General features: G+C 46.1%; 12 protein-coding genes. All 12 read right to left on the bottom strand.

Annotated elements, in window-relative coordinates:
- Positions 1-231: 231 nt before the first annotated feature.
- Complete coding sequence (dut, locus tag ACWA2B_RS23820) at positions 232-678, bottom strand: dUTP diphosphatase (protein WP_039274649.1); 447 nt, start codon at positions 676-678, stop codon at positions 232-234.
- Positions 656-1,921 carry a M16 family metallopeptidase gene (locus tag ACWA2B_RS23815; protein WP_449292674.1) on the bottom strand — a complete coding sequence of 422 codons (1,266 nt, stop codon included), beginning with the start codon at positions 1,919-1,921 and terminating at the stop codon, positions 656-658. Before ACWA2B_RS23815 ends, dut begins: the two co-directional genes overlap by 23 nt.
- A gap of 66 nt (positions 1,922-1,987) precedes the next feature.
- Positions 1,988-2,992, bottom strand: a complete 1,005-nt coding sequence (locus tag ACWA2B_RS23810) for a polysaccharide deacetylase family protein (RefSeq protein ID WP_449292673.1) — start codon at positions 2,990-2,992, stop codon at positions 1,988-1,990.
- A gap of 229 nt (positions 2,993-3,221) precedes the next feature.
- Entirely contained in the window at positions 3,222-5,324 is a 2,103-nt protein-coding gene (gene pnp, locus ACWA2B_RS23805) for a polyribonucleotide nucleotidyltransferase (RefSeq protein ID WP_039274655.1), read from the bottom strand.
- Between the two features lie 214 nt (positions 5,325-5,538).
- The gene (gene rpsO, locus ACWA2B_RS23800; protein ID WP_007430074.1) at positions 5,539-5,808 is read right to left on the bottom strand and encodes a 30S ribosomal protein S15; all 270 of its coding nucleotides are present in this window, start codon (positions 5,806-5,808) and stop codon (positions 5,539-5,541) included.
- Between the two features lie 132 nt (positions 5,809-5,940).
- Positions 5,941-6,879: a bifunctional riboflavin kinase/FAD synthetase gene (locus tag ACWA2B_RS23795; protein ID WP_029517026.1), complete on the bottom strand. Its 939-nt coding sequence runs from the start codon at positions 6,877-6,879 to the stop codon at positions 5,941-5,943.
- A 58-nt stretch (positions 6,880-6,937) separates the two neighbouring features.
- Positions 6,938-7,873: a tRNA pseudouridine(55) synthase TruB gene (gene truB, locus ACWA2B_RS23790; RefSeq protein ID WP_029517025.1), complete on the bottom strand. Its 936-nt coding sequence runs from the start codon at positions 7,871-7,873 to the stop codon at positions 6,938-6,940.
- Positions 7,870-8,847 (bottom strand): DHH family phosphoesterase, encoded by a 978-nt coding sequence (locus ACWA2B_RS23785; RefSeq protein ID WP_449292672.1) that lies wholly within the window; start codon positions 8,845-8,847, stop codon positions 7,870-7,872. Before ACWA2B_RS23785 ends, truB begins: the two co-directional genes overlap by 4 nt.
- A 51-nt stretch (positions 8,848-8,898) precedes the next feature.
- A complete protein-coding gene (rbfA, locus tag ACWA2B_RS23780; RefSeq protein WP_029517023.1) occupies positions 8,899-9,249 on the bottom strand; it encodes a 30S ribosome-binding factor RbfA in 351 nt (116 codons plus the stop codon).
- A 20-nt stretch (positions 9,250-9,269) separates the two neighbouring features.
- Positions 9,270-11,825: a translation initiation factor IF-2 gene (gene infB, locus ACWA2B_RS23775; protein WP_029517022.1), complete on the bottom strand. Its 2,556-nt coding sequence runs from the start codon at positions 11,823-11,825 to the stop codon at positions 9,270-9,272.
- Positions 11,818-12,141: a L7Ae/L30e/S12e/Gadd45 family ribosomal protein gene (locus ACWA2B_RS23770; protein ID WP_029517021.1), complete on the bottom strand. Its 324-nt coding sequence runs from the start codon at positions 12,139-12,141 to the stop codon at positions 11,818-11,820. The genes infB and ACWA2B_RS23770 overlap by 8 nt, the downstream gene beginning before the upstream one ends.
- Positions 12,134-12,442, bottom strand: a complete 309-nt coding sequence (rnpM, locus tag ACWA2B_RS23765) for an RNase P modulator RnpM (protein ID WP_007430067.1) — start codon at positions 12,440-12,442, stop codon at positions 12,134-12,136. The genes ACWA2B_RS23770 and rnpM overlap by 8 nt, the downstream gene beginning before the upstream one ends.
- Positions 12,443-12,445: the final 3 nt, after the last annotated feature.

Genomic DNA, 12,445 nt, shown 5'->3' with positions numbered 1-12,445 from the left:
GGTTGGAGCGTAGCATATCAACACCATCCGTTCTACAATAGTTACCTATATTATACAACATTAACGCGGTGTCGTCTTAAACAAAATTAACATAAAATAGGCTGTCGAGACTTTCTCGACAGCCTGGCCGCCTCTTTATGAGGCGACCTTTATATGCATACATACTCTTAAGCAAGTAAATACGAAGCTTTTACAAAATAGATATTCGTACATTTTAAACCAACCATCGCCTCAGCGTCCTGTATGACCAAAGCCTCCAGCACCACGCACTGTTTCAGATAATTGGTCTACTTGTTTCAGCTCTACCTCAGGTACAGCTTGAAATACCATTTGTGCAATTCGCTCATTGCGCGTAATCGTGAACGATTCCTCGCCCAAATTAATAAGAAGTACCTTAATCTCCCCACGATAATCCGCATCAATTGTTCCCGGTGTATTGAGACAAGTAATACCATGCTTAAGAGCCAGTCCACTTCGCGGACGGATCTGCGCCTCCAATCCCGCCGGCATAGCTATTGCAAATCCGGTTGGAACGAGGCAACGCTTGCCGGGTTCCAGTACCAGATTTTCCTGTACTGCTGCATACAAGTCAAACCCTGATGCAAGCTCTGACATTTTGCGGGGCAGCTCAATATCTTCATTGCCCGCGAGTCTGTTAATTTCCACGTAAGTTAACAAAATAGTCCCTCCTCATATCCTTTACCGCTGAATCACTCGCTCCCACCATCGACAGGGCAAACGGCTCCGAGAACATCCGATCCAGCACTTTGTTCACATCATTCGCCGTCACTTGCTCGATATGTTCGATCATTTGATCCAGCGTATAATGCTGACCAAGCATTAATTCATTTTTTCCAAGCCGATTCATCCGGCTACCTGTACTTTCAAGGCTTAAAATCAAACTTCCTTTTAATTGCTCCTTACCTTTACGAAGCTCATTAGCGTCTAAACCGTTGACAGCCACATCTCGTAAAAGCTCCAGCGTCAAATCCAGCACGTCCTTTGTTTGTTTAGGAGCCGTACCTGCATAGATCGTGAACATGCCACTGTCCGCATGGGAGCTATGATAGGAATAGACCGAATAAGCAAGCCCACGCTTTTCCCGAATTTCTTGAAACAAACGTGAACTCATGCCGCCGCCGATCGCGTTATTCAGCAAAACCATAGCATACTGGAGTTCGTCACCCGTTGCAAATCCAGGTAGGGATAAACAAATATGATTTTGCTCCGTTGCTTTCTCATGATACAACAGTTCACCGTTAAACGCAGGTACTGTCAGCGGCGAAACGGTTCCATGATTGTCAAAATGTCCAAAATGTCGCTCCAACAATTCTACCAAGCGATCGTCAACATTACCAGCCACACTGATAACCGTATTGTCAATTGTATAATGTTCCCTCATATACTGGCTGAGATGTGAGCTATCCATAGCAAGCAGGTGATCTTCGGTTCCGAGAATCGGATAAGCTAGTGGATGTTCACCATAGGCGGCGCGAGATACAAGATCATGCACCATATCATCCGGTGTATCCTCATACATGGAGATTTCCTCCAAAATCACATTCTTCTCTTTTGCCAATTCTTCCTGATCTAGTTTGGAATTAAAAAACATATCAGACAGCACATCAACTGCGATCGGTAGATGCTCATCCAACACTTTGGCATAATAGCATGTATATTCCTTCGAAGTAAAAGCATTAACATTTCCTCCGATGGCATCGAATTGCTCAGCGATTTCCTTAGCGTTAAAACGCTCTGTTCCTTTGAAAAGCATGTGTTCGATAAAATGAGAGATACCGCTATTGTCCGGCGTTTCATTCCGGGAGCCAGTTTTAACCCAGATGCCGAAAGAAACTGAACGCACGGTTGGAATTTTTTCAATGACCACTCTTAGGCCGTTTTTGAGTTGAATTCTTTCCACGATTGGCCCTCCTAAACTGAATTGCATACTTAGCCATAATGTTCAATCCTAACAGAAAAAAGACGTTCACTCAACCGGAACAGGTAGTTGCCGATCAGGGGAAAGCGTCTGACTGACAGTTCCGAGCATAAGTCCCTTACTACGAATGGCATGGATCATGCCTTTGAGAGCAGCCGCTGAGGAATCTGTTGGGTGCATTAATATCAGGGAGCCTGATTCTACCTTACTACTGATTTTGTTAATCACCGATTCTGGTGACGGATGTTTCCAATCTACTGTGTCCAATGTCCACAACACTGTTTTGAGCCCACTTTCTGCTGCTATATCCACCGTTTGCTGATTAAAATCACCCGAAGGAGGGGCAAACCAGTAATTTTTGATACCCAAAGTTTCTTGAAGAAGTACTTGAGTCTTTTCAATTTCTTGTGTGGCTCTGGCCCGACTCAGACGGCTCATATTCGGATGAGAGTAAGCATGATTTGAAAGCTCATGCCCTCTTTTTTGAATCTCCTTGGCGAGATCAGGATTTTTTTTCAACCAACTTCCATCAAGAAAAAATGTAGCCTTGATCTTTTCCTCATCCAACGTGTTCAGTATCGGCAGGATAAATTCATTCCCCCATGCTACATTGATCATGAAGGAGACCATCGGCTTTTCGGGATTTCCCCTGTATATTGGAACATTACCGAGCTGATTTAAATGTATTTTAGGTGCCAATTGCCGATATACATATTGAATAGGTCGATCCGGAGATGCAATCGCTTTGCGATAGGTAGCATCCAAATCCACCTCCAGCCCGTTATAGCCTGGAATAGCCTTCCATACCCTGTCGATCTTGGCATCAACTGGCTCCCGCCGCTGACGGACTGCTTCTGTTCTTAGTCGCTGCATAAGCGCATTATCGGGTAAAGCCGCCATCGCCATCGTTGTTTCAACTTTAGGCTCCCCAACTCCTATAACGTCTCCATTGCGTAATTGATCAGCGAAGTCACGAACCCCGCTAAACTGTCCGATTACCAGTGTGATGGCTAAACTGGCTACCACCCACACTGCTCTTTTTGTCCTACTCATGATTCCTTCAGCCTCCCGCCCGTTTGTCCACATTGTATGCGGAGAGGACAAGAACTATGACGCAGTAGCCTCTAAAAGCCCACTTTGGCGCAGCTTGTGCATATGTATGAAAAAAGAGCCAGAAACGTAGCTCTGCCTCTTTCCAAAAGCTTAAACAATGCTATTCAAATCCCTTGTACTGTTAATACGAAAAGCGACTCCTGTCTTTCTAGTCTGCAACATGCAGGTCCTAGGATTTTGCAGGTGCTTCTGCTGTCAGAACAGCCTTACGGGACAGATTGACACGTCCTTGTTGATCAATTTCGGTTACTTTCACCGTAATTGTATCCCCAATAGCAATTACATCTTCAACTTTGGCTACACGCTCAGTAGACAGTTGAGAAATATGAACCAGACCATCTTTACCTGGTAAAATCTCAACAAATGCACCGAATTTCTCAATCCGTTTTACTGTACCGATGTAAATCTCACCGACCACGACTTCCTTTACGATACCCTCAATAATGGAACGTGCTTTTTCATTCATCTCTTGATTTGTGGAAGCGATGAACACACGACCATCTTGTTCAATATCGATTTTCACGCCGGTTTCTTCGATGATTTTGTTGATGATTTTACCACCAGCACCAATAACGTCACGGATTTTGTCCGGGTTAATGTGCATCGTCATAATTTTTGGAGCATACGGAGACAACTGCTCACGTGGCTTCTGGATCGCTTCCATCATTTTGCTAAGAATGAACAAGCGTCCTTCTTTAGCTTGCTTGAGTGCATCCTGCAAAATCTGGCGGTCAATACCGTTAATTTTAATATCCATTTGAATGGCAGTTACGCCTTCCGCAGTACCAGCAACTTTAAAGTCCATATCGCCCAGGTGATCTTCCATACCTTGGATATCAGTCAATACGGAGACATGATCTCCATCCTTGATCAATCCCATCGCTACACCTGCAACCGGAGCTTTAATTGGTACACCTGCATCCATCATAGCCAGTGTACTTGCACAAATACTAGCTTGTGAAGTCGAACCATTCGATTCCAGTACCTCGGAAACCAGACGGATGGTGTATGGAAATTCAGTTTCGGAAGGAATTACTTTGGAAAGCGCACGTTCACCAAGAGCACCATGTCCGATTTCACGACGACCTGGCGCACGCAAAGGACGAGCCTCCCCTACGCTGAATGGCGGGAAATTGTAATGATGCATAAAGCGTTTTGTTTCTTCCAGATCAATACCGTCCAAAATTTGCACATCACCCAATGCACCGAGTGTACAAATGCTAAGTGCTTGCGTTTGACCGCGTGTAAATAAGCCCGAACCATGAGTACGCGGCAAGATGCTAGTGTCGCTTTCAATCGGACGAATTTCGTCAAGCTTACGACCATCAGGACGCACTTTATCATGCGTGATCAGACGACGTACTTCTTCCTTGACGATATCATAGAGAACTTCGCTCACGTCGCTCAAAAGCTCTGGTGTCTCTATGTATTGTGCTTCAAAATGGGCAACTGTCTCTTCGTTGACTGCATCAATCGCCTCTTGACGGGCATGTTTTTCTGCAATTTTAACAGCTTCCATTAAACGTTCAGCTGCATAAGCACGTACTTCACTGTTCACTTTTTCATCAACAGCATGCAGTTTAACCTGCATTTTCTCTTTACCTGCTACTTGCACCAATTGTTCAATGACTGCCACAATGTTCTTAATCTCATCATGACCGAACATAATGGCTTCCAGCATAACTTCCTCTGGAATCTCATTGCCTTCGGCTTCTACCATCATGATGGCATCTTTCGTTCCGGCTACAACCAGGTACATGTCGCTTGCATTCTGCTGTGCAATATCCGGGTTAATCACAAATTGTCCGTCTACACGTCCTACAGCGACTCCACCGATTGGCCCATTAAAAGGTACATCCGAAATGCTAAGTGCTGCCGAGGTTCCGATCATTGCTGCAATTTCAGGTTCGCAATCCTGATCGACACTCATAACCAGGTTCAACACCTGTACATCATTACGGAAACCTTCCGGGAACAATGGGCGAATTGGACGGTCTGTCAAACGGCTGGACAAAATTGCTTTTTGACTCGGACGTCCTTCACGTTTAATAAATCCGCCAGGAATTTTCCCCACAGCATACAATCTTTCCTCATAGTTTACGGTCAGTGGAAAAAAATCCAAATCTTTCGGCTCACGGGAAGCGGTCACGGTACAAAGCACAACTGTTTCTCCGTAACTCACTTTAACTGCCGCATTGGCTTGTTTCGCAAGACGTCCTGTTTCCAGCACCAGCTTTCTTCCGCCGAGCTGCATTTCTACGCGTTGCTCCATGGTATCCCTCCATTTCATTTCATTGTAAAAGTTCTATACATATTCAGTATTTCCTGCGCAGGTCTTATTCATAAGAAGCTCGCAGGCAAATCAGGATATGTAATTCAAAAAAAGATTCCTCATTTCAAAAAAGAACCCGGCTGCTGTCCGCCGTCGCCTTAGCAGGGACAAGCGGTGAACAACCAGGCTTCTTTTCTCATTACATGTCTGAAAATTAACGACGCAGTCCGAGACGCTCGATCAACGCACTGTAACGTTTAACATCAGTCTTCTTCAGGTAAGCCAAAAGTTTACGACGCTGACCGACCATTTTCAACAACCCGCGGCGGGAGTGATGGTCTTTCTTGTGCGAACGAAAGTGACTTTGCAAGTTGACGATGTTTTCAGTAAGGATAGCGATTTGTACCTCTGGTGATCCTGTATCGGATTCATGAGTTTTGTACTCCTCGATCAATTGCTGTTTACGCTCTTGAGTCAATGCCATCCTGTTCACCTCCTTCATTATAATCGCCATTAGCCTCGTAGCCGCCGGTGAAAGCGGACAACCAAGCTAAGGTTCATCGTTGTTTACACAACATAAGTCAGTATAACACAGCGCCTGTCTTATGTAAATAAATTAGCCTAACAGCTTTTTAGCCGTTTGTGCGTCATTGCCAATTTGGTTGATCAGCTCATCCACCGAAGAGAATTTGCGTTCAGGACGGATGTAGTGGTGAAGCTCCACAAGTACAGACTCTCCATAAATTTGCTGATTAAAATCAAATAGATGTACCTCAAACGACGGATTCAGCACACCTTCATGGAAAGTAGGCTTAACCCCTACATTCATTACACCGTTTATCCAACGATCACCTACTAGTGCTCGTACAGCGTATACACCCTTGATCGGAATCACGTAAGTATCATTCAGTTTGAGATTAGCGGTCGGAAAACCGATCGTACGTCCACGCTTCTCCCCATCCATTACAGTACCCTGGATACGATAAGGACGTCCCAACCAGCGAGAGGCATGCGCTAGATCCCCAGTCTGTAAAGCACGGCGAATTCCAGAGCTGCTCACCTTGTCCCCATCCAGTTCGAACGGTGGTACGGTGTGCACAGACATCAGCTTTCCCCCCAGCGTCCGAAGTGTATTCTCATGCCCTGCTCCCCGGTGGCCAAACCGAAAATCAAAGCCTACTACCGCTGTTCGAATTTGCAATGGAAGCAGCACGTCGCTCATAAACGCCTCAGGGCTGACCTTGGAAAATTCTTCGTTAAAACTCAAAATATAAAGTACATCCACACCCATATCAGCCAGAATAGTCTGCTTGTCCGCAAGCGGTGTTAAATAACCTTCATAATCGCCTTTTTTCATGACTTCCTTCGGATGAGGGTGAAATGTCATGACAGATACCGGCATTTGCTGTTCACGAGCCAGCGCAACGGCCTCGCGTATCACGCTTGCGTGTCCAAGATGAAGACCATCAAACTGACCGATCGCCGTGACCTGTGGACGTCCCCATTGCTGCAAAAGCTCATCACTCAATGGATAAGATAACGATACGGTAATCATTATTAATTCACCTGCATTTCACATCATTTGACTAACTTCGTCAAAATTATAGCACAATTCAAGGTAAAAAAACTTTAATGGGAGCAATCGCGTCTGATTCATCCCGACCAAATATGCCTAAAAACGTTTTATCCTCTTTATACAAACGGAAGGGCTGGTTGTCCGTCACAGGTGGTGAAATCATATTCAGCGACAGGCGTTGGCCTTGCAGAGCCGCAGTTACCTTGGCTTCAGCCACTATATGCTCAGGCATATAGTCAATCGCCTGATCCGTTGTAATAAGCCGCTCTCCAAGACTGCCATCCGCTACGAAACGCTCTATCTCTTCGAAAGTCAGACAACGTTCCGCAGGAATTCCCGCAGACATGGTTCGCTCCAGCTTAACCATCGTTGAAGGATATCCTAATTCACGGCCAATATCAACACACAGTGTACGGATATAAGTACCTTTGGAGCATAAGGCACGAAAAGAAATATCCACATACGCCCCCGTCTCCGCGAATCCCGTCATCTCCAACTCATAAATGCTTACTTCACGGCTTTGGCGCTCAACAGTTTTGCCTTCTCGAGCCAGCTCATATAGACGCTTGCCGTCCACTTTTAGCGCGGAGTACATTGGAGGCACTTGGGAGATCGTACCAACAAAATGCTTCAGAACCGCTTTGACTTCCACTTCCGTCACCTCTACTGGACGTTCACTTTCTTCCGTAATTTCCCCAGTCAGGTCCTCGGTATCCGTGGCAATGCCTAATCGCAGTGTAGCCCGATATTCCTTGGGCCGCTCTTGCATGTATTCCACCACGCGGGTGGCACGTCCCAGACACAAGGGCAAAACACCGGTTACTTGCGGATCAAGCGTTCCAGTGTGTCCGATTCGCTTCATACCTAATAAACGGCGAGCCTTGGCCACCACATCATGAGAGGTAAATCCAGCAGGTTTATAGACTGGTAGGACGCCTTCCCAAGTTGCCTGTTCCTTCTTTATCGGGTTCATAGCTCAGACTTCACCCGCCCTACAACTGTCTTAATGATATCTTCCAGTTTACCCTCTAGCCGACAGCCAGCCGCACGCACATGTCCACCGCCTCCAAATGATTGAGCCAGCGCGGCTACATCTACATTCCCTGCCGATCTCAAGCTGGCCTTGACCGCTTGATCATTAATAACCTTAAAGAAAATGCCTACCTCAACACCACGAATATTTCTTGGGTAATTCACGATGCCTTCCAAGTCCTCATTTACAGCGCCACATTCTGTCATATCGTCAGGTGATACAACGACCCAAGCGACTTTTCCATCCTCCGACATCGTGAGCGTTTGCAATGCTTTTGTCAGCACCTTCATTTGTGGAAAGGTCATCTCTTCGAGCAATTTCTCGGATAAAGAGGGACCATCTACACCGTAAGTAAGTAGCTGTGACACCGTAGACATTACTTTCTGTGAAGTGTTGGAGTAGCGGAAACCTCCTGTATCCGTCAGCAACCCTGTATATACAGCCGTTGCTACTTCGACGTCCCAGGTTACTGCAAACTCTTCCAGTAGATCAAAAAGAATTTCCGCTGTTGCCGCAGCATCCGACTTAATCACATTAACTGTACCATAAGCATCATTTGTTGGATGATGATCAATATTCAGGATAATGGCATCTTCCGTAAAAAACTGCTCTGTCAAACCAACACGACGGTAATCCGCACAATCTACACAAATGATCCGATTGTATTTCCGTTCTGGCGGTTGCTGGCTCATATCCATAATCTCATCGGCATGCCATAAAAAATCCATGCGCTTGGGAATAGGTCCCTCATTCAGCATGGTAAATTTCTTCCCCAGACATGAGAGAAGCCAGCCCACCGTTACGGTGGAGCTGACTGCGTCTCCGTCCGGCTGTACATGCGATACGATCAGGTAATCATCATGCTCCAGAATAAATTCCTTCGCTTGTTGAAGCGCCTGTTCATAGGTATGCATTGCCTTCTCCTTTACATTCAGTTCATGGTTCCTTCAGACAAACTAAAAGTTTTATTTTTCATCCTTGTCGATATCACTCAGCAGTTTTTCAATTCGACTGCCGTAAGCAATAGATTCGTCAATTTTGAAAATCAACTCAGGAATATGGCGCAGCCGTATCCGTTTGCCGAGTTCAGAACGAAGATAACCGTTCGCTTTGTCCAATGCTTTCAGGGAAGAATTTTTTTGTTCTTCATCCCCGAGCACGCTCAAGTATATTTTCGCTTGGGACAAATCATTTGTAAGATCGACACCCGTTACCGTGATAAAACCGATGCGGGGGTCTTTTAATTCAGTTTGGATGAGTCGGCTTAGCTCCTTCTTGATCTGCTCGCCAACCCGACCTGTACGTATTTTAGCCATGGATGCTCACCTCTCTGCCGTTAGCGCTCCACTGTTTCCATGACGAACGCTTCAATAATGTCGAGTTCCTTAACATCATTATAGCCATCAAGGGTAATACCGCATTCGTAACCTTGGGCAACTTCTTTTGCGTCGTCCTTAAAGCGTTTCAGTGAGTCGATTTTACCTTCAAAAATGACGATGCCATCACGAATCAGGCGTGCTTCTGCTGAACGGGTAATTTTACCGGATGTCACCATACAACCAGCGATCGTACCGACTTTGGTAACTTTGAACACGTTACGTACTTCAGCATGCCCAATCACATTTTCTTTATATTCAGGATCCAGCATGCCCTTCATGGCTTGCTCTATTTCTTCAATGACATTGTAAATGACACGGTGTAGACGAATGTCCACTTTTTCAGCTTCCGCTGTAGATTTCGCCTGGTTATCCGGACGAACATTAAAACCAATGACAATAGCATTGGAAGCTGCGGCCAAAATAATATCGGATTCGGTGATTGCTCCTGCACCACTGTGAAGAATTTTAACGCGCACACCTTCGACTTCAATCTTATTCAAGGAACCTTTCAACGCTTCGACAGAACCTTGCACGTCACCTTTAATAATGACGTTCAGATCCTTCATTTCGCCATCCTTGATGTGTTGGAACAGGTCATCCAGTGTTACGCGTGTATTACTGCCCAGATCAGATTGGCGTTGTGTGATCGCACGTCTGTCAGCAATAGCGCGTGCTTTCCGCTCATCCTCAAACACCATGAATGGATCGCCAGCAAGTGGAACTTCTGTCAAACCAGTAATTTCAACTGGAGTGGAAGGACCTGCTTCCTTAAGACGACGACCTTTATCGTTGACCATGGCACGCACACGTCCGAAGCAGTTACCCGCTACGAAAGCATCGCCAACTTTCAGTGTACCATTCTGAACGAGGATACGAGCCACAGAACCGCGGCCTTTATCCAGTTCTGCCTCGATGATGGTACCACGTGCCCGTTTGTTCGGATTCGCTTTGTACTCATTCACTTCAGCTACGAGCAGAATCATTTCGAGCAGGTCTTCCAGACCCATTCTTTGTTTCGCGGAAACGTTGACGAAAATCGTATCGCCGCCCCACTCTTCAGGTACCAATTCATATTCAGTGAGTTCTTGCTTCACTTTATCCGGGTTGGCATCTGGTTTGTCGATTTTGTTTACAGCTACGATAATTGGCAGACCTGCCGCCTTCGCATGGTTAATAGCTTCGACCGTCTGAGGCATAACACCGTCGTCAGCTGCAACCACGATAATCGTCATATCTGTCACTTGAGCACCACGTGCACGCATAGCAGTAAAGGCTTCGTGACCCGGTGTATCCAGGAAAGTGATTTTTTTGCTGTTAATTTCAACTTGGTATGCACCAATATGCTGTGTAATACCGCCAGCTTCGCCACCAGTTACATTAGTCGAGCGAATGGCATCCAGCAAAGTTGTTTTACCATGATCGACGTGACCCATAATCGTTACAACGGGTGGACGTGTTTTCAGATCCGCAGGATCATCATTTTCTTCCACCGTTTCAAAACGATCTTCTTCGACCGGAATTTTCACTTCTACCTCGACACCAAAGTCTCCGGCAAGCAAGAGGATAGTATCCATATCCAGTTCCTGGTTAATGGTCGCCATCGTTCCGAGCATAATCAGCTTTTTGATGACTTCTGACGCATCCTTGTGAAGAAGCTTGGCAGTTTCGCCTACGGTCATCTCACCACGAACAATAATTTTCTTTGGCGTGTTGTCGATTTTCTCGCGACGTTCCTGTTGTTGACCTTTACCACGATTGTTAAATTTCCCGCCACGATTGCTACCACCGCGATTATTGCCTCCACGACCACCGTTACCACCGCGTCCGCCGCCTTGACGGTTATCGTCAAAACGTCCTTGACCGGAACGGTTACCACCGTTGTTGGAGTTACTGCCTGTACGGTTGCCACCACTACGGTTCGCATTGTTGCTACCTGTGGAGGATGATGTTCTTACAGCCGTACCACCCTGACTACTTCCCTGAGGGCGTGAGTTAGTGCTTTGGCTACCTTGAGGACGCGAACCTGTGTTACCGCCGGGACGCTGTTGTCCTCCCTGTTGTTGACCATTACTGCGGTTTTGTGTACTTTGCTGACCAGTGGGTCTGCTAGTACTTTGTTGACTGCGGTTTTGACCGCCCTGCTGACTGCTTTGCGCTTTTGGAGCGCTGCTTCGGTTACTGTTTTGGTTGTTGTTTGTCCTATTCATACTTACCTGCTTTTCCTGTTGATTTTTGGTTTGCTCAGTTGAATGATTACTATTCTGGCTTGAACCGGCCTGATTCGAGCTTACTTGCACCGTACCTGCTTCGCCTTGCTTGGCCGCAGCATTGGATTTAATATTCTTAAAAAAACTTTCCACTTTACCTACGGCATCATGTTCCATGACGCTCATATGGTTGTTCACGGGAATATCCAGCCGTTTAAGAATGGTGATAATTTCTTTGCTGCTCATGTTCAACGATTTGGCGTATTCGTATACCCGCACTTTGTCTTTGTTTTCTTGTTTACTCAATATACTCCACCTCCGACATTATCCCCGTATGTTTCTTGATCAATTTCGCGAATCCTTGATCCGTCACAGCCAGCACAACCCGTTCAGGCTTGCCGATACTGCTTCCCAAGCTTTCCCGGTCAAATCCTATCATTAAGGGGATTTTGTACGTCCCGCATTTGTCGCGGAATTTCTTTTGAGTATTCATTGAAGCATCTTTCGCAAGAATGACCAGCTTGGCTTCTGAAGACCTGATCGCTTTATAAACGATCTCATCACCTGTTAGCAGCTTGCCAGCTCTCATGGCAAGACCCAATCCAGACAGCGCCTTATTCATCCTGCACGCTGCCTTGTGCCGCCAGGAATTCTTCCTCGACGGCAGCAAAATCACGACTTAGCTGCTCATAAATATCAGGATGAACCGAGTGCTTCAATGCTCGATCCAGTGCCTTGCTCTTTTGAGCCAGCTTGAAGCAGGCGGCTTTGCCGCACAAGTAAGCGCCGCGTCCCGACTTTTTGCCAGTCAAGTCAATCAACACTTCGTCTTCAGGGGTTTTGACGACACGGATCAACTGCTTCTTTGGCATCATTTCATGACAGGCCACACATTTGCGCAAAGGTATCTTTCTCTGTTTCATGCA

The sequence above is a fragment of the Paenibacillus sp. CMM36 genome (assembly GCF_053570945.1).
The sequence above is the reverse complement of the archived record's forward strand: the minus strand, read 5'-3'. Positions and strand labels throughout refer to the sequence as shown.

Bases quoted from the DNA above. Each gene is read 5' to 3' on its own strand.
- rnpM (WP_007430067.1), bottom strand. From the start codon at position 12,442: ATGAAACAGAGAAAGATACCTTTGCGCAAATGTGTGGCCTGTCATGAA.
- pnp (WP_039274655.1), bottom strand. From the start codon at position 5,324: ATGGAGCAACGCGTAGAAATGCAGCTCGGCGGAAGAAAGCTGGTGCTG.
- truB (WP_029517025.1), bottom strand. From the start codon at position 7,873: ATGAACCCGATAAAGAAGGAACAGGCAACTTGGGAAGGCGTCCTACCA.
- ACWA2B_RS23785 (WP_449292672.1), bottom strand. From the start codon at position 8,847: ATGCATACCTATGAACAGGCGCTTCAACAAGCGAAGGAATTTATTCTG.
- ACWA2B_RS23770 (WP_029517021.1), bottom strand. From the start codon at position 12,141: ATGAATAAGGCGCTGTCTGGATTGGGTCTTGCCATGAGAGCTGGCAAG.
- ACWA2B_RS23810 (WP_449292673.1), bottom strand. From the start codon at position 2,992: ATGAGTAGGACAAAAAGAGCAGTGTGGGTGGTAGCCAGTTTAGCCATC.
- ACWA2B_RS23795 (WP_029517026.1), bottom strand. From the start codon at position 6,879: ATGATTACCGTATCGTTATCTTATCCATTGAGTGATGAGCTTTTGCAG.
- rpsO (WP_007430074.1), bottom strand. From the start codon at position 5,808: ATGGCATTGACTCAAGAGCGTAAACAGCAATTGATCGAGGAGTACAAA.
- rbfA (WP_029517023.1), bottom strand. From the start codon at position 9,249: ATGGCTAAAATACGTACAGGTCGGGTTGGCGAGCAGATCAAGAAGGAG.